This is a genomic window from Horticoccus luteus (genome assembly GCF_019464535.1).
Lineage (GTDB): Bacteria > Verrucomicrobiota > Verrucomicrobiia > Opitutales > Opitutaceae > Horticoccus > Horticoccus luteus.
Genome location: NZ_CP080507.1, coordinates 3836495 through 3857672, shown reverse-complemented (window position 1 = coordinate 3857672; position 21178 = coordinate 3836495). Strand labels below are relative to the sequence as shown.

22 protein-coding genes are annotated in these 21178 nt (G+C 64.8%); 11 read left to right on the top strand and 11 right to left on the bottom strand.

Features of this window, described 5'->3' with window-relative positions; translation table 11 throughout:
• Positions 1 to 80: 80 nt before the first annotated feature.
• Together K0B96_RS15670 and K0B96_RS15665 are read right to left on the bottom strand one after the other, a co-directional pair.
• Positions 81 to 512, bottom strand: a complete 432-nt coding sequence (locus K0B96_RS15670; RefSeq protein ID WP_220161824.1) for a hypothetical protein — start codon at positions 510 to 512, stop codon at positions 81 to 83.
• Positions 457 to 1050, bottom strand: a complete 594-nt coding sequence (locus K0B96_RS15665; protein ID WP_220161823.1) for a bifunctional UDP-sugar hydrolase/5'-nucleotidase — start codon at positions 1048 to 1050, stop codon at positions 457 to 459. The genes K0B96_RS15670 and K0B96_RS15665 overlap by 56 nt, the downstream gene beginning before the upstream one ends.
• A gap of 161 nt (positions 1051 to 1211) precedes the next feature.
• On the opposite strand from K0B96_RS15665, the gene K0B96_RS15660 reads away from it, so the two are divergent.
• The 6 genes from K0B96_RS15660 (at position 1212) to K0B96_RS15635 (ending at position 7457) form a co-directional block, all read left to right on the top strand.
• Positions 1212 to 1955, top strand: coding sequence for a DUF805 domain-containing protein (locus tag K0B96_RS15660; protein ID WP_220161822.1), 744 nt, complete (start codon positions 1212 to 1214; stop codon positions 1953 to 1955).
• A gap of 321 nt (positions 1956 to 2276) precedes the next feature.
• Complete coding sequence (locus tag K0B96_RS15655; protein WP_220161821.1) at positions 2277 to 2516, top strand: RNA-binding S4 domain-containing protein; 240 nt, start codon at positions 2277 to 2279, stop codon at positions 2514 to 2516.
• A 190-nt stretch (positions 2517 to 2706) separates the two neighbouring features.
• Positions 2707 to 3996, top strand: a complete 1290-nt coding sequence (locus K0B96_RS17545) for a DEAD/DEAH box helicase (RefSeq protein WP_220161820.1) — start codon at positions 2707 to 2709, stop codon at positions 3994 to 3996.
• Positions 3997 to 4020: 24 nt separating this feature from the next.
• Positions 4021 to 4632 carry a ribosome biogenesis GTP-binding protein YihA/YsxC gene (yihA, locus tag K0B96_RS15645; protein ID WP_220161819.1) on the top strand — a complete coding sequence of 204 codons (612 nt, stop codon included), beginning with the start codon at positions 4021 to 4023 and terminating at the stop codon, positions 4630 to 4632.
• A gap of 107 nt (positions 4633 to 4739) precedes the next feature.
• Positions 4740 to 5408: a class I SAM-dependent methyltransferase gene (locus K0B96_RS15640; RefSeq protein ID WP_220161818.1), complete on the top strand. Its 669-nt coding sequence runs from the start codon at positions 4740 to 4742 to the stop codon at positions 5406 to 5408.
• A 144-nt stretch (positions 5409 to 5552) separates the two neighbouring features.
• On the top strand, positions 5553 to 7457 hold the full coding sequence (locus K0B96_RS15635; RefSeq protein WP_220161817.1) for an ATP-binding protein: 1905 nt from the start codon (positions 5553 to 5555) through the stop codon (positions 7455 to 7457).
• A 57-nt stretch (positions 7458 to 7514) separates the two neighbouring features.
• Here K0B96_RS15635 and K0B96_RS15630 read toward each other — a convergent pair whose 3' ends face one another.
• Together K0B96_RS15630 and K0B96_RS15625 are read right to left on the bottom strand one after the other, a co-directional pair.
• Positions 7515 to 9161, bottom strand: coding sequence for a glycosyl hydrolase family 28 protein (locus K0B96_RS15630; RefSeq protein WP_220161816.1), 1647 nt, complete (start codon positions 9159 to 9161; stop codon positions 7515 to 7517).
• A gap of 164 nt (positions 9162 to 9325) precedes the next feature.
• Positions 9326 to 10324: a hypothetical protein gene (locus tag K0B96_RS15625; protein ID WP_220161815.1), complete on the bottom strand. Its 999-nt coding sequence runs from the start codon at positions 10322 to 10324 to the stop codon at positions 9326 to 9328.
• 99 nt (positions 10325 to 10423) lie between these two features.
• Here K0B96_RS15625 and K0B96_RS15620 point away from each other — a divergent pair, with 99 nt between their 5' ends.
• Positions 10424 to 10714: a hypothetical protein gene (locus tag K0B96_RS15620; protein ID WP_220161814.1), complete on the top strand. Its 291-nt coding sequence runs from the start codon at positions 10424 to 10426 to the stop codon at positions 10712 to 10714.
• A gap of 11 nt (positions 10715 to 10725) precedes the next feature.
• On the opposite strand, the gene K0B96_RS15615 is transcribed toward K0B96_RS15620, so the two are convergent.
• On the bottom strand, positions 10726 to 10893 hold the full coding sequence (locus K0B96_RS15615; RefSeq protein WP_220161813.1) for a hypothetical protein: 168 nt from the start codon (positions 10891 to 10893) through the stop codon (positions 10726 to 10728).
• Between the two features lie 128 nt (positions 10894 to 11021).
• Here K0B96_RS15615 and K0B96_RS15610 point away from each other — a divergent pair, with 128 nt between their 5' ends.
• Complete coding sequence (locus tag K0B96_RS15610; protein WP_220161812.1) at positions 11022 to 11441, top strand: hypothetical protein; 420 nt, start codon at positions 11022 to 11024, stop codon at positions 11439 to 11441.
• 116 nt (positions 11442 to 11557) lie between these two features.
• On the opposite strand, the gene K0B96_RS15605 is transcribed toward K0B96_RS15610, so the two are convergent.
• Positions 11558 to 11713 (bottom strand): hypothetical protein, encoded by a 156-nt coding sequence (locus tag K0B96_RS15605; protein WP_220161811.1) that lies wholly within the window; start codon positions 11711 to 11713, stop codon positions 11558 to 11560.
• 425 nt (positions 11714 to 12138) lie between these two features.
• Here K0B96_RS15605 and K0B96_RS15600 point away from each other — a divergent pair, with 425 nt between their 5' ends.
• From K0B96_RS15600 to K0B96_RS15590, 3 genes are all read left to right on the top strand, one after another.
• On the top strand, positions 12139 to 12504 hold the full coding sequence (locus K0B96_RS15600; RefSeq protein WP_220161810.1) for an energy transducer TonB: 366 nt from the start codon (positions 12139 to 12141) through the stop codon (positions 12502 to 12504).
• 224 nt (positions 12505 to 12728) lie between these two features.
• Positions 12729 to 13502 (top strand): hypothetical protein, encoded by a 774-nt coding sequence (locus tag K0B96_RS15595; RefSeq protein WP_220161809.1) that lies wholly within the window; start codon positions 12729 to 12731, stop codon positions 13500 to 13502.
• A gap of 176 nt (positions 13503 to 13678) precedes the next feature.
• Complete coding sequence (locus K0B96_RS15590; protein ID WP_220161808.1) at positions 13679 to 14500, top strand: hypothetical protein; 822 nt, start codon at positions 13679 to 13681, stop codon at positions 14498 to 14500.
• A 39-nt stretch (positions 14501 to 14539) separates the two neighbouring features.
• Here the strand turns inward: K0B96_RS15590 and K0B96_RS15585 are convergent, their stop codons facing one another.
• From K0B96_RS15585 to K0B96_RS15565, 5 genes are all read right to left on the bottom strand, one after another.
• Entirely contained in the window at positions 14540 to 15394 is an 855-nt protein-coding gene (locus K0B96_RS15585; RefSeq protein ID WP_220161807.1) for an aldose epimerase family protein, read from the bottom strand.
• 68 nt (positions 15395 to 15462) lie between these two features.
• Positions 15463 to 15951 (bottom strand): hypothetical protein, encoded by a 489-nt coding sequence (locus K0B96_RS15580; protein WP_220161806.1) that lies wholly within the window; start codon positions 15949 to 15951, stop codon positions 15463 to 15465.
• 71 nt (positions 15952 to 16022) lie between these two features.
• On the bottom strand, positions 16023 to 17786 hold the full coding sequence (locus K0B96_RS15575; protein ID WP_220161805.1) for an ABC transporter ATP-binding protein: 1764 nt from the start codon (positions 17784 to 17786) through the stop codon (positions 16023 to 16025).
• Positions 17787 to 17820: 34 nt separating this feature from the next.
• Positions 17821 to 18921 (bottom strand): Gfo/Idh/MocA family protein, encoded by a 1101-nt coding sequence (locus tag K0B96_RS15570; RefSeq protein ID WP_220161804.1) that lies wholly within the window; start codon positions 18919 to 18921, stop codon positions 17821 to 17823.
• Positions 18922 to 18931: 10 nt separating this feature from the next.
• Positions 18932 to 21058, bottom strand: coding sequence for a sodium:solute symporter family protein (locus K0B96_RS15565; protein WP_220161803.1), 2127 nt, complete (start codon positions 21056 to 21058; stop codon positions 18932 to 18934).
• Positions 21059 to 21178: the final 120 nt, after the last annotated feature.

The following is a 21178-nucleotide window of genomic DNA, read 5'->3' as shown; positions in this document are numbered from 1 at the left end:
GCCGGCTCAAACCTGGACGTCGTTCACGAGAGAGCTCCGCGCCGCGTCACCCACTCGCACGGGCACTCCGCCCGGAGCCTTCAGCGACCGGCCTGACCCGCGGTGGCCGCCCAATCGGCCGGGGCGGTCGGCCGTGCGCCGGTCGCGGTGGACAAGCGGTCCGCCTCCGCCTTGAGCGATTGTTTCGCCGCCGTCAGCTGCTCCACGTAGTTTCGCATGGCCACGGTGAACGACACCGTCGGGGCGGGAGTCGCGGCAAACGGGCGCGCCGTGAGTGGGTTGCCGCGGCTGGACTTCCTGGCGTTTTCGACCATCCGCAGAAACCGGGTGTCCCATTCCTTAGCCGGCATGATCACCGTGTAACTCCGCGCCGGCTCCAGGTCCGTGGCCAATCGCCCGGGATTCGCCGCCCCCGACACGACCTTGAACCCGGACCAGCTCGTCTGATCCTGTCGCTCACCCAACGCCCGCAAATAGGCCTCGATCTCCGCGCCGGTCAGTTCCGTGCGCACCGTGGCGTTGCCGCGATCCCCGCCGGCGAGGAACAGGGCGTTGACGTCGAGCGGTCCCGGGAAGATCGGACTGCGGATGACCCTGCCCGGCATGGCAGAAGCCCACATCGGTTTTTGCCTGGCGCCGCAGCGCCGCCGCTCCCAGCCAGGCCACCTCATTCATGGTCAACATCCCGGAGTCCTTCACCAGCACGTCGCTCGCCTCCGGGCACAATTCACTCTCCCGCTGCCGCACCCAGGCCAGCATCGCGGCGTCGACCGGCGTCCGGTCATGTCTCATGGGGATCGCCTCGCCCGCGGCCTCGATCACCTTCCTGGTTTCCAGGTCCACCGTGAGTTCCAGCCGCCCGACCCACCGGGCATAGTAACCCGCCTGCACGATACGGGCTCCGGTCCCGGGCACGATCGTCGGCGTGGGCAGCAGCTCATGGGTGGGGCCGCTGACAAACACATCGACGAAAACCCCATAAAACCGCACGCCTTGACTCTTGACAAACGAAGCGAATTGCGGGCACCCCCGCCCGAGCACGTTGCGCACGCCACGTTTCCAAGCTCGACGAAAGACGTTCGCATTGATCTCGATATCCGAATCTTGCGCAACGTCTTCTCCAACATCCGCAGGTCTGAACTCACCCGTCCATACACGCGCAACTCGCCTTCGCGGCTGCCTTCCGCCGTCGCTATCGTGATAGTATCTTTGTGGACATCCAGGCCCACGTATCTTTGCTTGAGCTTCATGTGCTTGCCTCTGGTTTTGGTTGTTTCGGTTACACGCCACACCCCTGCGGATCGGCGCTATTCGAGGGTAACCCGCGTTCACCGGGGACAAGCACCCTCTTCGCTTTCCGCTCCTTCATCGCAGCTATAATGCCTGGGCAAAATACCATGACCGAAGAAAACGCATATAATGCCGCTCTCCAAGAGCTTCAGACCCAGCAAGTATCTCAAGGCATTTGGGTTAAGGCCATGGCCTTTTCCGAAGGTGATGAAAAGAAAGCCAAGGCAAATTACTTAAGATTTCGCGCCGAACAGTTACTAAAAGCCGAACGAGGATATGCAACAGCGACTATTGGAGTCGGAATCGCATCGATTCTCTTTTCACCCTACGGAAAAATCCCAAGATCCATATTCACGATCTTACTATTTTGCTGCGCATTTATTTTTATCCTCGGCGGAGTAATTATCAAGTCCCAAGGTCAAGGCTATTACAGCAGCGGTGGCGATTTAGCCATAATTTTATGTCTGCCGTTTTTCATTCTCAGCGGATGGACTTTTATTTGTGCGCACATCAAAAGAGCTAGAGACTTAGGTAATTCGCCTTACATGATTTTTTTCTACGTCATACCTTGGGTCGGCTGGCTGTTTTTATTATTTTTTATTTTTTCGCCATCTGTAAATGCGAACACCCAAAAAACAGAAAAGAAAACCAGAGCCGAACTCTGAGCGTTCTGTTGCGCCGTAGCGCGCAGCGGGACGCGGGTTGAACAAGCCCGTTTCGGAGGCGTCCGCGGTTACGACCGCCACTTATGCGTTTTGTAGTGGCCTCCGACCGCCGATGGGCGGACGCAGCGCCGGACGGCGACCGCTTGCGCCGGTCGCGGGCGCGCGTGCCGGCGGCGTTCGCTTTCGCCCGTCGAGAGGGGGCGTTCGCCGCGGATGGGCGCGAACCGCCGCGCGGCGGTTCACGCGGCACGCCCCGCAAACAGTCGACACCGGTGCAATCGAGCGTCGACTCACTCGCGGTCACGGTGAATCGTGTGCGCGATGGCGAATCCAAATGCTTCTTCCGAACCACGCGAGGTGGCCGTGCGTGAGGTGCCGATCGAGTTGTGCCAGTTCATTAAATTCGGCGGGCTCGCGGAGAGCGGTGGCGCGGCGAAGCAGCTCGTCGCCGAGGGTGGCGTGCTGCTCAACGGCGCGCTCGAAACACGGAAGCGGAAACAACTCGTGGCGGGCGATCGCGTGACGATCGCAGGCCAGACGATCGTGGTGAAAGTCGGATGACAGCGCGCGCGGCCAATCTTCGCAAAAGGCGCGGAGCACGAGGAGAACGGGGGCGGCGGGTCGATCTTGTGCGCGGGAGGGCGGTCGCGTCGGGCGATGCGATGGGCGAAGGAATGCGTGATGCGATGAGCGGCCGGATCGGCGGTGGAAAAGGTGATGGGACGGGTCGGCGAAACGGAGGGGTGTCCGCATGAGCTTCACCGCGCTCAAACTTTCGGTGCCGTTGTTGCGCGCTGTGGCGGAGAAGGGTTACGACGCGCCGACGCCGATCCAAGCGGAGGCGATTCCGGCGGTGTTGCGCGGGGCGGATGTGTGGGCGTCGGCGCAGACGGGTTCGGGCAAGACGGCGGCGTTTGCCCTGCCGATGCTGGAGCGGCTCTCGGCGGGCCGGCGGCCGGGCGGACGCTTCGTGCGGGCGTTGGTGCTGGTGCCGACGCGCGAGCTGGCGGCGCAGGTGGGCGAGGCGTTTCGGCGTTATGGACGGTTTCTGGCGGAGCCGTTGAAGACCCTCGTGGTTTACGGCGGCGTATCGATTAACCCGCAGATGATGGCGCTGGGCGGGGGCGCGGATATTCTCGTGGCGACGCCGGGGCGGCTGCTGGATTTGGTGGAGCACAACGCGGTGTCGCTCGGCGGCGTGGCGACGCTGGTGCTCGACGAGGCGGACCGCCTGCTGGCGCTGGGATTTGCGGGCGAGCTGGCGCGCATCAAGCGCCTGATGCCGGCGCAGCGGCAGACGCTGTTGTTTTCGGCGACGTTTCCGCCGGAGGTGGAGGCGCTCGCGCAGGGCTGGTTGCGCGAACCCGTGCGGGTGGCGGTCGCGACGGAGCCGGAGTCGGCGCCGGACATCGAGCAGCGGGCGATCGAAGTCGATGCCCCGCGGCGCACGCAGTTGTTGCGGCACTTGATCCAGACGGAGGGCTGGACGCGGGTGCTGGTATTCGTTGCGACGAAATACGCGACGGAGCATGTGGCGGAAAAATTGCGGCGGGCTGGTCTGGCGGCGGCGGCGTGGCACGGGGAGTTGAGCCAGGGCGCGCGCACTCTGGCGCTGGCGGATTTCAAGGCGGGAAAATTGCACGTGCTGGTGGCGACCGATCTGGCGGCCCGCGGACTCGATATCGCGCAACTGCCGGTGGTGGTGAACTACGATCTGCCGCGGTCGCCGACGGATTACACGCATCGCATCGGTCGCACGGGTCGGGCGGGCGAGCGCGGGGTGGCGGTGAGCTTCGTGAGCGCGGCGACGTTTCCGCATTTCCGGTTGATCGAGAAACGGCAGCGGCTGGCAATTGCGCGGGAGCAGATCGCGGGGTTTGAGCCGGTGGAGCTGGCCGCGGCGGCGCCGAGCGGGACCGGCGGCGTGAAGGGTCGGCGCAAGAGCAAGAAGGACAAGTTTCGCGAGGCGCTGGCGCGCGGCGAACCGGCGGAGGACAACGCGGCGGCGAGCGATTCGGCGGCAGACGAGCCGGGCGCGTGAGCGGCGGCGGGAGGCGTTTAATTTATGAAGATCAAATCGGCGGAGTTTGAAGTCAGTGCGCCCAACCTGCGGGGTTGTCCGGAATGGGCGTTGCCGGAATTCGCGATGATCGGGCGGTCGAATGTCGGCAAATCATCGCTGATCAATGCGCTGACGGAGCGGCGGGATCTGGCGAAGGTGTCCGATACGCCGGGCAAGACGAAGTTGATCAATTTCTTCGTGATCAATCGCGCGTGGGCGCTGGTCGATCTGCCGGGCTACGGTTACGCGGAAGTCGGCAAGCAGCGGCGGTTGGAGTTCAACGAGGCGGTGGCGGATTTCATCGGGCAGCGGCGGCAGTTGCAGTTGGTGCTGGTGCTCATCGATTCGCGTTTGCCGCCGCAGCGGATCGATCTGGATTTCTTGCGCTGGATCGGCGGCTGCCGGGTCTCGTATGCGCTGGTGTTCACGAAAGCCGACAAGCAGTCGGCGACCAGGACGCAGGAAAACGTGAATGTGTTTCTGCGGGCGGTGGCGGAGTGGCAGGAGGTGCCGCCGGAGTTTGTCGTGAGTTCGGCGAAGTCGGGGACGGGGCGGGCGGCGGTGCTCGCGCTGATCGCGGGCGTGCTGGCGAAAAACAACCGGAGCGGCGCGTAACAGACGGAGCAGGAATGGCGCGGCGAACGCAGTTGCCAAGCCGCCGGTTCGTCCGCAGTTCAGGACGCACTTTCATCTCCTCGCCGGGGTAACGTTTAACTTTATTTATGAGCAATCGGTCAGACTACAAGGGCACGTGGAATGCGTTGTCGAAGACGCGGGCGGACGCCTTGCTTTACGTGGGCGGCAGCACGGACGAGGCGAGCGTCGATGCGACGGCGAAGGACACCATCGCCTATTTGCAGGCGACGACGGGCATCCGGACGACGGACGATTTTCTGGAGATTGGGTGCGGCGTGGGCCGCGTCGGCAAGGCGTTGAGTCCGCTCGTGCGGAGTTGGACGGGGTGCGATTGTGCGGGCGAAATGCTGCGGCACGCGCGGGAGCGGCTGGCGGCGTTGAGCAACGTGAAGCTGGTGGAGGTGTCGGGCCACGGGCTGGAAGGCATCGCGGACGCGAGTCTCGACGTGGTGTATTCGACGGTGGTGTTCATGCATCTCGACGAGTGGGATCGCTATACGTATATCGAAGAGGCGTTCCGCGTGTTGCGGCCGGGCGGGCGGTTTTGGTGCGACAACGTCAACATCCTCACGGCGCCGGGCTGGGAATTTTTCGAGACGCATCGCCGGGCGTTCAAGCCGGGCGAGCGGCCGACGCATATCGCGAAATGCTCCACGCCGCAGGAGCTGGAGACGTATCTGACGCATGCCGGCTTCACGCAGATCCAGACGCGGGCGCGCCATCTGTGGGTGGATGCGTGGGGCGTGAAACCGTGACGAGCGGCGCCACGCAACGCGGGGCTGGGCGGGGCGGGTCGTGAAGGGCACCCACCGTATGACGCGAGTGAGTCGTGGGCGGGCCGTCCTTTTTTGCGTGGCAGCAACGGGCGGTTCTGTTCTGTAACGCAGTAAACCCGCGCCATGCTGCGTCCTCTCAAATCCCTCGCGGCCCGGCTCGACGAAGTTTATCGGGAGGAATCGTATTTCACGCGGTTGAAGGCGCGGTCGCTGGCGGTGGTGTGCGGACTGCTGCTGATCGGGTTGCCGGCGAACTTGGTGAAGTTGCTGTGGGTGCACCCGCCGGGACTCGCGTTGCGGTTGTTTTTCATGGGCTGCTTCTTCATCGGCACGGTGGGAGCGCTGACCTTGTTGTGGAGAGGCAAGCTGCAGCGCGCGGGCGATTGGCTGGCATTGGCGTTTCTGGTGCCGACGCATGCGGCGCTCTTTTTATTTCACGCGCCGTTTGGCCAGCCCGTGAGCGCGGCGATGCAACTCGTGATCTCCGACACGACGTTTTTGCTCTTCACGCTGGTCTTTGCGCGGCGGTCGCTGGCGTTGGTGTTGTTTGCGGCGGGCGCCGTGGGGCTGGGCTGGCTCTACGCGCACGGCCTGGCGGCGGATCCGATCGCCGGATCCCTGCGGTTCGCGGCGGACATGGTGCTGCGCGATGGGTTGGCGGCGCTCGTCGGCATGTTGTGCCTGGGGCTCGCCCTCATGCGCATTGTGGAGGCGGCGCAGGCGCGGAGTGAGCAGGCGCTGCGGGAGACGCGGGCGTTGAACGCGAATCTCGAACGCCTCGTGTCGGCGCGCACGCACGAGCTGGAGGAGGCGACGCGGCGGGCGGAGGAATCGACGCGGGCGAAGAGCGAATTCCTGGCCAACATGAGCCATGAGATTCGCACGCCGCTGAACGGCATCGTGGCGTCGGCGGATTTGCTGCACCAGCGGAAGGATCTCGTCGAAGGAGCGGCGGATCAGGTGAGGATGATCGTGGATTCCAGCGACCATCTCGTGCGATTGATCGGGGATATCCTGGATTTCTCGAAGATCGAGGCGGGCCAGCTGGAGCTGGAGCAGCGGGCGTTTGTGCTCGATACCTTGATCACCGACACCGTGGCGCTCGTGCAGAGCAACGCCGTGAACGGGGGCGTGCAACTGAGCCTGGCGGTGGCGAAAGCGTTGGCGGGACCGGTCGTCGGCGACAGCTACCGCTTGCGGCAGGTGTTGCTCAATTTGTTGTCGAACGCCGTGAAATTCACCCCGCCCGGCGGCGAAGTGCGGATGACGGTGAGCATCGAAGGCGCCGACGAGCCGGGGCAACCGTTGCGAGTGCGCTTCGAAGTGCGCGACACCGGGATCGGCATGGACAAAGGGACGCTCGCGCGACTGTTCGAGCGCTTCATGCAGGCGGATACGTCGACCACGCGGCGCTTCGGCGGCAGCGGTCTGGGGCTCGCGATCAGCGGGCATCTGGTGCGTTTGATGCACGGAGCGCTGGAAGTCGAAAGCACGCCGGGACGCGGCTCGGCGTTTTTCTTCACGCTCACGTTTCCGCGCGCGGCCGAAGCAGAAAAGGAGATCGTCGCGGAAACACCCGGCGGCGATCTCAATCTGGATGTGCTGATCGTGGAGGACAATCTGGTGAATCAACGCATCCTCGCGGCGCAGCTCATGACGCTCGGCTGCCGCTATACACTCGCGCAAAATGGAGAGGAAGCGCTCGCGGCGTTGGTGGGAGGGGCGTTGCCGAATGTGGTGCTGATGGATTGCCACATGCCGAAACTCGACGGTTGGGAAACCACGCGGCGGCTGCGCGCGTGGGCGACGGAGCCCGACGAGCAGCGGCGGCGCGCCTCGGTGTTGCCGGTCGTGGCGTTGACCGCGGCGGCACTCGTGGAGGAGCGCAATCGTTGCGTGGAGGCGGGGATGAACGGCTTCATCGCCAAGCCGGCAAAGCTCGCGGAATTGCGGGCGGCGATCGAGCCGTATGCGCCGCGGAGCGACGACACGCTCGATCGCGCGCATCCGGCCGCCGGCGTGAATTGATCAACCCCGCTGGGGAGCAGCGCGTCGCGCCGGGCTCTTGCGCGGCGTGTCGAGGAGTCAGCGAAATTCCACGCGGGCGACGTGCGCGATGCGGCCGGGGAGATCGGCGGGGGAGCGAACGAGACGGCCGTTTACGGTCACGTCCGCGAAAAGCAGCGCCGCGATAGGATGGTCCGGCGCACCGGCCAGGTCGACCGCGAGGGAGGCTGGCGCGTCGTCGAAAGCGACGCGGCAAAATTCCAGGCGCTCGATCGTCGCGCCTTCGATGCTGAGCAACGTGTGCAGGTGGGCCGCATCGAAGCAGCAGTTTTCAAAGCGGATCGTGCCGTAGCGGGCCGGCGAACCGTCCGGGCGACGTTGCAAGGCGTGAACCAGCACGGAGGTGTGGGCCTGGCCGACGAAGTCGCACTGGTCGAAGACGAAGTCGCCTTGATCGTGCGCGGCGTAAAATCCGAGGCGCACGCCGCTGCCGCGGAGATTCCAGCCGAGGAGGCGGCGGACGACGTGATGGGAGGCAGGGCGGCGATCGTAGGATGAGAAGTAGTGGCCGGAGGCAAACGCGTCGTCGTTGGCGGCGACCAGACAATCCTCGATGAGCACACGCTGGCAGCTTCCGGTGTTGATGCCGTCGGCGTATTCGGGCGTGCAGGCGGGCGGCGTGAGGATTTTGACGTGCCGGATTTGCACGTCGTCGCAGTTGCGGCAATTGAGGTTGAAGTTGCGGCCGTTGCGAAGGGTGACGCCGGTGATTGCGATGTGGCGCGAGCCGGTGATGAAGAGGGGGGATTGCGTGATCCACGGCGCGAGGTCGTTGGCCGTGTAGTAATCGACCAGGCCGTGCTGGTAGTCGTTTCCCGCGACGGCGAAATGTTCGTAGGCTTGGTGATCGATGCAGCCGAGGCCGGTGATGGAAACGCGTTCGCAGTTTTCCAGCCAGAGACCATGGCGGTGCTCGTTGGCGCCGGGCGCGCTGGGGCGGACTTTGATCAGGCATCCGGCGGCGAGATGGAGGCGAAAGTCGCGGGCGCCGCGCAGGTGAAGTTGCGAGATGGTGTAAACGCCCGGCGGCACAACGAGGGTGCGACCCGTGCCGTCGACGGCGGCGAGGGCGCGCTGCAGATCGGCCGTGTGATCAATGGACGACGTGACATGCGCGGACGACTTGGGCGGGACGTCGACGGCAGCGCGCGGGATGCGTGCGCTCTCCGGGCCTTGGGGCAAACGGTCGCTGGTCGCGCACGTTGAGGTGAGGAAGGACGTCGCGTCGACGACCGAGGATGGATCGGCCGGACAGGCGTCGAGAACGGGATCGTCGATCACGATCATGAGCGGCGGCAACGCGTCGACGCGGACGATGAAATAGCGCGGGGCGTCGATGCCGCTTGTGAAAGTGAGGCGGCGTCCCGTGCAGCGACGGGCGCCGCCGCGCCGGTGCGGCAGCACGTTGAACGCGCGAATCTCGTGCTCGGTTTCGACGGTGAGTTCGACGTCGCCCGCCGCGCCTACATGCGCGACGTGGAGGTGCATCCCGGCCTCGTCGTAAATATGGCAATACGACGGCAGCGTGCGGTAGTGCGCGCAGAGTTGCGCGCGTTCGGCGGCGCTCATCGGCGGCGTCTCCGCCACCTTCACCGGCGCGCCGTTGGCGGTGAGGCGAAACGAGCGGCTCGCGACGTCGGAGGCGAAACCGTAGTCGAGGATCATTGAGGAAAGGCTATCGAGGCTGGCGTCACGGATTGACCGGTGGGCTGCGCGGTGCGCGCTGCTCGCGCGGCGCGCGGCTCGGCCAACCACCGCGCGCGGAGCGCAAGGTCCACCTGCGCTGCGTGGCGGCGACAAGGCCGTTCGTCGCCGACGGGCGGTGCGGATCAGGCGTTGGCGTTCGCTTTATCTTGAGCGATGGCGCGGCCGAGGGCGGCGATGTGCGGTTGGAAGGCGGGATCGAGATGGCCGCGGACCGTGAGCGGCGCATCCCACGAAACGACGCCGCCCTTGCTGTTGATGAATTTCGTATAGCCGATCGTGAGTTCGTCGGGGAAGCGCACGGGGCCGGTGCCCCACCATTCGCCCATGATTGTGAGCGCGTGGAGCTGGGCGCCATCGAGGTAGCGTTCGTAATTGCGCAGGCGCGAGTAATCGGGGAGGCAGCCGGGCGCCACGCTGAGGTCGCGTTCGATTTCGCCGGCGGTGTAATCCTCGAACTCGGTGCTCGAATAGATGGGCGTGCGCAGGCCGTTGTTGAAGGTGACGATGGCGTCGGGATTGCCGGCCTTCAGAGCTTCGGCGAAGCTGCGGTAGTTCGGCGCGTCGGGATGTTGGTAAGGGGCCTGATCGTAAGGCCCGTCGATCCACCAGCCACTGAGGCGCGAGCCCCAGCGCAGCGACCACTCGCGAACGACTGCTTCCCAGTTGCGCAACAGCTCCGTGCTGCGGGCATCGGGCGTGCCTTCGAGCTTGGTCTTCGCCAGCTCGTCGGTGCGCGGGGCGGTGCCGGGCAGGTAAGCGAGCAGGCGGATGCCGCGCGGCGCGAGCGCGCGGGAGAGATCGGCGATGAGGTCGCGTTGCGAGCAGCGGCTCGGTTGACGACCGACAATGGCGTCGTAGGTGGCGTTGGGCGAGAGGTAGAAGCCGGAGTTCTGGCCGAGCGTGATAACGAAGTAGGGCACGCGCGCGTCGGAGAGTTGTTGCGCGAGGCCATCGACGTCGAAGGCATCGATGCGGCGGTTCCAGTCGTCGGTGGAGAGCGCGATGGGTTGCAGGTTGCTCGCGGAATCGGCGAGGTAGTGGACGAAGAGGCCCCAGCGGCAGTCGCGAAACCAAGTGGTGTCGGCGCGTTTCCAGGGGGTGGGGGAAGGGGAGGAGGACATGCGGAATTCGTGTTGGCGAACGAGACGACGTGAGGCGATAGGAAAACGTGCGGGCGGTGTCGGATGAACCGGCGGCGGCAATACCGGTCAACGGCGCGCATGAACGAACCACGCTCGAAGCCTAAGGAAACTACTCCCGCGTCGCCCGACGCGCGTCAATCGGGGGACGTTGGTCTGGCGAACGAAGGGCGGCCGGGCGGCGCACCGCACGCGGGCGGAGCCGAGGATGCGGCGGAGCTGGCCGAAATGGTCGATGCCGCCAGCGCCGACCCGAAGGCGTTGCCCAAACCGCCCCTCAATCGCCCGGCGCCGCAAGAACAGCAGGCCGACTCACGGGCGCAGGAAGAGGAACGCGACACGCGGACCTCGGGGCTGGCGGGCAATGGTTGAACGACCGGCGGCTATTGCTCCAGGCGTTGCGCAAGTTTCCAGCCGAGATAAACGCCGAGGATGCTGCCGACCCCGCTCAGCATGAAGGAGCCGAAGAAGCTCATGCCGAGCGCGTCGCCGAGATACCAAGCGGCGTAGCCGACTACGGTTGTGCCGCCGAAAATGCAGAGCTTGGTCACGACCGCGAGTGTGGGAATCGGTGGCGCTGACGCGAGCGGCAAACGCTGGCGAGCAGGCGCGATGTAACGGAGCGTCGAGGCAGTCGGTGGGCGCTGATCGGAGCACCGGTGACGGCGCGTTATGGTCTTTGTTTGTTCTCCGTAAGAGCACAGGCGAAGATCGGCGGGCCTGGCGCCCGCCCGCCGAGTTTTACCGCCCCAGCGCCCGGCGACTGGGCGAGAACGACAAACCTCTGGTCTATCCGGCCCACCAACAAGTCAAAGTCGTCTCCGACTCCGGCCATGTCGCGCACGAAGGTCGCAACTACTACATGGGCGACGCGTTTGCCGGCAAGCGGGTCGGCTTGGAACACAGCGACACGGGCCAGACCGAAGTGTATTTTGCCAACGTACATCTGGGCCATCTCGCCTACGACGCCGAGGGCGGTCGCTTTCACCCCACCGCCTACGTCAAACCGGCGCGGCCCGCGCCTCATCCCCTCCAACCGCCTGCGGCGGCCGTCAGAGCGGGGAGGGAGCAAGCTCCCTCCCCTGCACCCCTCCCTTAATATATCTTCCGCCCAAACCTACAAACCTCTCGCTACAACAACTCATTATCCTCTATCAAAAGTGTCACCCATCACTCCGGACAGTTTGTCACCTATCACCGGATCGAACCGATTCCCTAGGGCCGCTCGAGGGTGCGTTGCCAGGAGAAGGCGACGGTGAAAAGCGCGACGGGCGGCTGCCAGATCAAGGCCTCGTCAAAGGCATCCCAACACGCCACGAGCGCGGGGGCGTGGCTGGCGTCGACAAACTCGCGGGCGGCGTCGAGCAGCACGTCGTCGATGGACTGTCCTCCTCGACCGATACGCCGCCAACAACTCCGCGCGCCGCTCCGCCGGCCCAACGCATCGCGCTGCTCCCCGGTCTCGATCACCGCGGTCTAGGCTGCAGCTCCCGTCGTAGTTATCGCCATTCCGGCAGACTATCACTTCGTATGTCGCGTATCTACGAGGCACCCGAAGCGACGCTTACAACTTTCCCACGGCTGGGAAGACCGGATTTCAATTCCGAGTCAGCGGCGAGCAGCGAGGAAAGCATCCTGATTTTTTATCTCGCTGGAGGAGCGCGGGAAAGCACGGCGCGAGGGGTGTTGGCACGCGCGTTGCAAAGCAGGCCGCACAGTTCGCGATAAATCCGGATGATCCGGAAATCAGGACTGCTCTTCAACCTCATCCATCTCCGCTTTGCGGAAACCTCATTATGAAAAAGTCCTCCCTCCTCTCCGCCGCGCTCGCCGGTGTTTTCGTGTCCGCCTCCGCTTTCGCCAATCCAGCAACGCCGGCGGCCCGTCAGGATGCGCGCGGGCCATTGCATGTCACGCCGGCCAAGGTAGTGCCGCCGACGGGCCTGCCGCTGGCCTGCGCCGACTCCACGGTCAAAGTGGAATTCTCGCTCGATCAGGCGGGTCAGCCGCAGAATATCCGCGTGCAGGCGGTGCATGACCCGATTGTGAAGCGCCAGTTGGTGAGCGCATTTCGCGAGTGGCGTTTCAAGGGCGATGTGCGCAAGGCGCACGATTCTGGCCGGCGCTTTGTGATGCCGCTGAAGCTGCTGGGCGAAGGCTGAGCGGGCTCACGCGCGAGTTTGGATTTCGTCGCTGGCGTTCGTGCAAACGGGCGCCGGCGATTTTTAGTTTGGCGAGCGGACGGAGAGCGCGTGGGCGCCGCGGCCGGACGGCAAAGCTATTTTCATACCGGGCGGAGAAGGCGCGGAGGCGGTGCGATACGGCGCAAAAATAGGCAGTGCGGCGTGAGCTTGAAACGAGCGGCGGCTTGGTGCGTCATCGCGCGGTGCGCTCTTTCATTGCGTCGTGTTTCGCGTCGATGCTCGCCGCCGGCGTGGTGGCCGCACCGAAAACCTGCGAGGTGAACGTCAACGTCTCCGTCACCGAAGCGGGGAGGAAGGTCACGCCGCCGACGAAGGCGAAGCCGGTGTTTTACGTTCCGTTGCTGGCGGGCTGGCGGGAGGAAGGCCCGGTGGAGGCGGGAGAGAAAGCACCGCGACGCGAGGCGCTGGTCAAGCCGCTCGCACGCGCGCTCGCCCGGCAAGGTTATCTTGTCATGGGACCGGGAACGCCCGCGCCCACGTTGCTGCTGGTTTTCCATTGGGGAGCGCTGAACGTGGACGAGGACGAGACGGAGGATGAAGACGGAGAACCGCAGAAGCAGGTACGCAACCAGGCGCAGATGCTGGCGCTGGTGGGCGGAAATACGTTTGGCGCACTGGATCTCAACTTCGAACGCGATGCGGTGATGCAGGCGGCGGAGGAGGACCGCTATTTTGTGCTGGTGTCGGCCTTCGACTATGCGGACGCGGTGAAGAAGAAAAAGACGCTGCTTTGGCGGGCGCGGATCAGCACGCCGTCACGAGGCGTGGTGATGACCGATGTGGTGCAGGCGTTGGTGGACAGCGGGGCGCCGTATTTCGGGCGGGAAACGAAGCGCCCGGTCTGGGCGGAGGCGCCGGTGCGCGAGGGCCGCGTGGAATTTGGCGAGGTAATCGAGGTGCCGGAAAAAGCTCCCCCGTCGACTGCGTTGCCTGCGGCGACCGGCGCGAAGAAGTGACCGCGGCGAGGCACGCGGTGCCGGCGGTGGAGGCGCGGAGCGATGGTTTGCGAAGGGTGGCGAAGTGCGCCGGCGCGTTTGGCTAGAGGGTAATTTTACGGTGCGGCGGGCGCTTGTGTCGGGCGCGCGACCGGTCGTGCTGGAGGCGAGCCATGCGCCGGTCGATTTATTTTTGGTTGAGCGTTTTCACTGCCACGGGCCTGGGCGCGCGCGAGCGGCGATGCGAAATCAACGTCAACGGCTCCGTGACCGAGGCCGGGCGGAGGTTGGCGCGGCCCACGCCGGAGCGGCCGGCGTATTATTTCCCGTTGCTGGCGAACTGGCGGACGGATGATGCGGTGGAGCCCGGGGAGAAGCCGCCCGCGGAGGCGTTGTTGACCCATCCACTCGTGCGGGCGCTCGCGCAGCAGGGTTATCGCGTGGCGACCGCGAAGACGCCGCCGCCGACGTTGCTGCTGGTGTTTTATTGGGGCGCGGTCGCGGCGGACAGCGAGGATATGAGCGATGATCCGGACGCGCCCGATCCGGTGCTGCTCAACGCCCAGGAAATGCTGACGCTGGTGGGCGCGAGCGAGGTGCATAATCTGCAGATGAGCATCGAACGGCAGCGCGTGCTCGATGCGGCGGCGCAGGATCGTTTCTTCGTCATCGTGACGGCTTACGACTATGCGGATGCGCGCAAGAAAACGAAAACGGAGCTCTGGCAGGCGCGCATGAGCACGCCGGCGCAGGGCGTGGAGATCAGCGATGTCGTCCAGGCGCTCGTCGAAAGTGGCGCTCCTCAATTTGGACGGGAGTCATCGCGGCCGGTGTGGGTGAAAGCGCCGGTGCGCACCGGTCACGTGGAGTTGGGCGAAGCGATGGTCGTGCCGGAAACACCGGCCTCGCCGCGGGCGCGCGAAGAGAAGAGCGGCGCGTCCGGCGAACGCCGTGCGGCGGGAGAAAACCATGGGCCGGAAAGCAGCGCGGCATCCGACGGGGCGCGGACGAAGAAGTGAGCGCGCGCGGCCGCGCGCGTTAGCCGGCTCCGCGGCGCTTCAGGCGGCGGGGCCGAATTCGTAGCGGAGCGTCCACTGCCGGGCGGCCCCGGGCGCGAGTTCCGTCGTGATGTAGGGCTCGATCGACCACGTGTTGCTGTTGCCCCAGACGGGGCAGAGGTCGGGCACGAAGTCGGTCGAAAAATCCAGCCACGCGAGGTGGGGGTGCGAGAGGCGCACGTGAAGGGGTTCGGCGCCGATGCGGAGGTATTCGAAATGGCCGTCGTCTTTGTGCAGGAAACGGCGTTTGAACGTGAGGCGGTGTTGCGCATCGAGCGCGTAGCCGATGTTGTCGGCCATGCCCCACGAGGACGGAAGGTCGGCTGTGAGGAGGCGATCGGTCAGCGCGAAAAAGGGGTGCGCAAACCAGTGCAGCGGCATGGGCTGGGTGCCGTGGTTGACCACGCGGGTGAGAGACGTGACGACGCGGCCCGCGAGCGCGATGTGGCGGGTGAGCGAGCAGGCGTGGCGGGCATTTTGCTGGGCGGTGCAAAACTCGATGGCGTGGGGCAGGGGGGTAATCGCCCAGCGTGCGGGTGCGGTGAGGGCGAGGCCGTCGGGACCGGGCGCGACATCGCCGACGCCGATGATGAACCCCCGGCCGTCTTCAAGAAGAAGCGGTCGACCGGTGGCGAGCTCGGCGTGACGGAAGGATTCTGGCAGGCCCTGGCCGTTGAACGCGATGGGATCGGGCAAAGGCCATTCGGGGCCGGCGAGGAGGGGCGCGCCCGCCGCATCGCGAATCTGCCAGATGTAGCCGCCCCAGCAGAAGCGGGGGCCTTGGCGCGCCGTATCGGCCGCGGAGGCGGGGTCGAGCAACTCGACCGTGAGGTCGGAATTGGCGAGGCGTAGCATGCGAGAAAGCCGGGACGGCGGAGCGCCGGGCCGAAGCCGGGGAGTAAAACGGCGCGGGGGCGCGCGGCTTACTTCAACCGGCGGATGCGGATGGTGGTGTTTTTGCCTTCGACGATGAGGGCGTAGGCGCCACCTGGCCGCGGTTGGATCTCGATGTTGCGATTAACGAGTTCGTAAGGAATCGGCTCGGTGCCTTCCCAGACCTGGCCGTTATCGAGTTTGAAGCTGTTGCCGCCGACCCAGCCGGTGCACTTCGCCTTGAGCGAGGGGGCGCCGCGCCAGTCATCGCCGAGGTCGGGCAGTCCGTAGTGGGACTTCTGGTCGAGGCCGATGTTGTCGGCGTTGCGGGGATTGGCCATGGCGCCGACGCTGGTCTGCTCGGTGATGTGGCGCATGATGGCGGCATCGATGAACGAGAGTTGTTCGGGGGTGAGCTGCGCGAGGCCCGAACGCTCGTATTCCTCGGCGGTCATGATCGACTTGAGGCCGGGAAAGAGCGGCGTCTGCGCGGAGACGACGCCGGCGGCCAGGAGGAAGAGGAGGAGATAGCGTTTCATGGACAGGGTGGTTGCGGTAACGAGGAACGCAGGGAGACACGAAGGCAATTTTTTCGTGCCATGGGACTGCCTCAGGTTTCGAGGAATTCCGAGCCGGTGGATTGCGAGGCAATAAGTTCGGCGAACACGCCGCCTTGGGCGACGAGCGACTTGAAATTGCCCTGCTCGATCACTTCGCCGTCCTTGAGGACGATGATGCGGTCGGCGGTTTTGATCGTGCTGAGGCGGTGGGCGATCGTGATCACGGTGCGGCCGGCGGCGAGGCGGTCGAGCGCTTCCTGGATGAGTTTCTCGCTTTGGTAATCGAGTGCGGAGGTCGCCTCGTCGAGGATGAGGACGGGCGGGTTGCGGAGGATGGAGCGGGCGATGGCGATCCGCTGGCGCTGGCCGCCGGAGAGCGAGACGCCGCGTTCGCCGACGGCGGTCTGGAAGCCTTCGGGCATGCGGAGGATGAATTCCTCGGCGTTGGCGAGGCGGGCGGCCTCGCGAATCTCGGCGTCGGTGGCGTCGGTGCGCGCGAAGCGGATGTTATCGGTGATGGAGCCGGAGAGCAGGATGCTGTCCTGCATGACGACGGCCATCTGGCGGCGCATCCAGCGCATGTCCCAATCGGCCTGTGGCACGCCGTCGATGAGGATGCGGCCTTCGGTGGGCGCGTAGAGGCCGAGCAGGAGGTTGGCGAGGGTGCTCTTGCCGGAGCCGGAAGGTCCGACGAAGGCGATGTTTTCGCCGGGCTGGATGGTGAGGTTGAAGTTGCTGATGACGCGCTTTTCGGGGGCGCTCGGATAGGAAAAGGAGACGTTCTCGTAAACGATATCGCCGCGGATGCGTTGCTCGCGCCGCTTGCCGTGCCAGTCTTCGACGTAGCGGGAATCGATGAGCTCCTTGATGCTGAAGTAGCCTTCGGCGGCGGCGAAATAGGGTTCGCTCAAGCCGATGAACATGTGGATCGGGCCGAGGATGTAGCCGAAGCCGGCGATGAACGCGAAGAGCGTGCCGATCGAGAGGTGGCCGTGGATGACGAAGATCGCACCTGCCGCCACGATGATGAGCGAGAGCACCTGCATGCCGACGTAAACGTAGGTGCCGAAGAGGGCGTTGACGTAGGACTGGTCGACGCGGGAGCGGGCGAACGATTCGCTGGAAACATCGAGCACGCGCTCGGCCTGCTGCTCCTCCCCGAAACTGCGCACGAGCCGCAGGGCGGAGATGTATTCGGAGGCGGTGCCGGTGAGCTTTTCCTGAGCGAGCCGGGCCTCGGTGTTGACGCGTTTGATGCGGCTGAAAAAGTAATATTTGGCGACGACGTAGATCGGCAGGGCGAGCAGCAGAATGAGCATCAGTTGCCAGTTCATCCACGCGAGGGTGGCAAAGATGAAGAGGCCCATCAGGAGATTGGGCAGCAGCTGGTTCAGCACGGCGTAGAGCAGCGACTCGACCTTCTGCGTATCGAAGGCGTATTTCGAGAGGAGGCGGCCGGTTTTTTGTCCGTCGAGATAGCTGAAGCTGAGGAATTGGAGGCGGAAGAAAATGCGGCTGCGCATCCCGATCATCAGTTGCGCCATCGTCTTCGCGATCTCGTTGGCGCCCCAGACGGAGAACAGGTAATGGAGCAGCATGCAGGCGATAAAGATCGCGGCGAACCAGAGGATGCCGGGAATGTTTTTATCGTGCAGCGGCTTGTCGACGATCTGCTGAAAAATCAGCGTACACGGCGCGGCGGCGAGACTGCGCAGGAGGGCGATGCCCACGCCCTTCCACAATCGGTGGCGGGTGCTCCACAGGTAGGAGAGCAGCGTGGGCTGCTCCAGGGGTTCGGCGGTAGCAGGTCGCATGGCGGGAACGGGTCTGGCGGGGAGGCTGGAGGGCTCAGCCTTTGGAGCGGGCGGGGGCCATGCCGCCGTGCAAGGCGGTGTAAAAGGGATCGCCGGGGCGGATGGAGCCGCGCGTGACGGGTTGGTTGGTGAACGCGGACTTGTAGATGGCGGTCAGGAATTCGAGCGTGCGGCGGGCTTCGTCGCCGCTGGTCAGCGGGCGGGTGCCGGCATCCATGTGACCGACGATTTCGTTGAGTTGCGCGCCGTGCGTGGAACCGACATCGGGCGTGGGAAACGCATCCCACGCGGCCTGCATGGCGGCGGATTTCTCCGGCGCGGCGGGCGTCATTTTCCAGTTTTCGCGAGTGTAGGCGTAGAGGTGGGTGAGCTCGATGGTGGCATCGACGCAGTCGAGGCGGAGGTAGGTTTCCTGGCGGGGGCAGACGGTGCTGTTGACGATCGCCGCGCGGGCGCCGTTGGCGAATTTCACGTGGGCCATGGAGAGGTCCTCGACCTCGATTTTGTGGTGCAACGTATCGACGACGGCCCGCACTTCCGACCATTCGCCGAAGAGGTGGAGGAGGTGATCCATCGTGTGGATGCCCTGGCTCATCGTGGGGCCACCCAGCTCGGTGGACCATTTGCCGCGCCATGGCACGGCGTAATAGGCGGCGTCGCGAAACCAGACGGTGTTGCACAACGCGAGCAGGGGGCGGCCGAAGACGCCGTCGTTGAGGAGCCGGCGGATGTGTTGGTTCGAGGTGGCGAAGCGCATCTGAAAGACGCACGAGGTGTAGCGTCCGGTGGCGTTCTCCGCGGTCTGGATCTGATCGAGCTCAGCGAGCGAGGCGCAGAGCGGTTTTTCGCAGAGCACCCAGGCGCCGCTTTCCATGGCGGCGATGCTCATGCCGGCGTGCAGGCCGGGCGGGGCGGCGATGAGCACGATGTCGGGCTTGGTCTCCTTGAGCATCGTGGCGTAATCGGTGTGCGCGCCGGGAATCTGGTGCTGGTCGCAAAACGCGCGCGCGCGGCCGGCGTCGATATCGCAGGCGGCGACGAGCTTCACGCGGCCGGCGGTGGCGTTGACGGCGTTCACATGGGCGGCGCCGATGCCGCCAGTGCCGACGAGGACGGCGTGGTAAGTTTTTTTCATACGAAGGTGTTTAAGCATCGCCCGGCACGATGGGCGTCTGGCGCGGCGTGAAGATCGTGAGGCCGAGCAGCGACTGGCTGGGCCGCGGGAAGCAGAAGCTCGCGAGGTAGCCGACGACGATGCAGGTCAGGATGGCGAACGGGAGATAGAAGAAAGGGTGCACGAGGTTGACGGTCCAGGCCGCAAACGTGAGCACGATGCTGGCGCCGACGCCGATGAACGCGCCCTGCCAGTTGGTGCGTTTCGTGAAGAGGCCGAGGGTGTAGCAGCCCGCAAAACCGCCGCCGAGCAGGCCGGCGAGGGTGAACCAGGTGTCGAGCGCCGACTTCATGTTCACGGCCGCGAGGAGGAGGGCGGCGCCGATGCCGATGAGGCCGGCGAGGACAGTGATGATCTCGGCGAGCTTCACGCTTTTGGCCTGCGAAGGCGCTTTGGCGTAGCGCTCGTAAAAATCGACGGAGACGAGGGTGGCCACGCTGTTCATGCAGCTGGAAAGCGTGGACATGGACGCGGCGAAAATGCCGGCGATGATCAAGCCTGTGACGCCCACCGGAAGCTGGCCGGCGATGAACTGGGGAAACACCGAGTCCACGTTGAGCATCGGGTTGAGCGAGGCGGGGTGCTGCTTGTAAAATACGTAGAGAGCGGTGCCGATGCCGTAGAACACGAGGTTGCCGGGCACCACGATGGCGGCGAGAGTCCAGACGGACCAGCCGGCTTCCTTGTCGGACTTGGTGGAGAGGATGCGTTGCATCATCACCTGATCTTGAGGAATCGCCATGATGCCGACGATGGCCATGAACAGGAATCCCCAGACGGTGGCGTGGGTGACGTTAAAGCTCCAATCGAAGGTGCGGAATTTGCTGTCGTCCCAAGCGATGCGGAAGAAATCCGCCGCCCCATGGTCGAGATGGAAGATGACATAACCGATGGCGACGAACGCGCCGCCGAGCATGACGATCACTTGGATGAAATCGGTCCAGATGACGGCCTTCATGCCGCCCAGCACGGTGTAAACAATGGTCACGAGTCCCATCGCCAGAATGCTGTAAGTGACGTTGATGCCGGTGACGGCGGACATCGCCAGAGCGGGCAGGAAAAGGACGACGCTCATGCGGCCGCCGAGCTGCATGAGAATGTTGAGGGCGCTGGCCAACACGCGGATGTTGGGATGGAAACGCATTTCCAGGTAGTGATAGACGGACATCAGGCTGAGCCGGCGCAGCAGCGGCACGATCCAGATGGCCACGACGATCGTGCCGATCATGCCGGTGACATTGGCGGCCAGGTAGAGCCAGTTGGTCGCGAAGGATTTCGCCGGGGTGGCGATGTAGCTGATGGCACTGGTGCCGGTGGCGTAAAGGCTGACGCCAGCGGCCCACCAAGGGATGTTACGCCCGCCGAGGAAGAAGTCGGCGTTGCTCTGTTTTTTCTCCTTTTTGTAGAAATAAAATCCGATGCCCGCGGTGAAGACCAGGTAGACGATGATGATGAGCCAATCGATCCAACTGAGCAGGCGTTTCGTCGCGGCGATGGCGATCAGTTCGTGGTGGATCGCGCCGTCATCCGTGCGGGTGGTGACGACATAACCTTCCGTCGCGGGGCGGACGTCGGTCGGCGTGCCGGCGATGGAGGCGACGCCGACTTGGGCCCAGACGTTGGTGATGACGTTATAAGTGTAGAGGGTGGCGGAGCCGGGGACGGTGGCGATGCCCAGCAAGAAGGCCTGACCGGCGGGAACCAAGGGAGGATGCAGGGGAGCGGGGGGAGGCGTTCGTTTTTCCCAGCCTGTGCCGGGCACATAGCGAAGCCACGACTGCGCGCCGGCGGCATCGTGAGCGAGCAGCCAGGTATCGTCGTGATACTCGCTGGCGGACGGGTTTTCCCGCGTGAGAGAAGCGAGGGGGGTGAGCCCGGCGGCCACGCCGGTGAGGCCGGGCACCTCGGTCTTGGGGGCAGCCTGCACCGCGTGGGCGGCTTCGTCGGCCGAAAGTGACTCTGTGGTGACGGCCAGAAGACCTTCCGCGCGCACATCGCCGGCGGACGCCGTGGTGGGTTCGCTCGCGGGATTCGCAGCATGAACGCTGAAAGAGAGGGCGACAAAGATCGCGAGGAGGCGCAGGGAATTCGAAAGCATGCGGTGTCAGTGAACGAAAGTTGTTCAGAAAACAAAGCCCGTATGGCTATTTCAAGCGGCGAAGCCGTTGAACAATCACATCAGTCGGAGCCACGCGGAGACGCGGGCGCGAAGCATGGG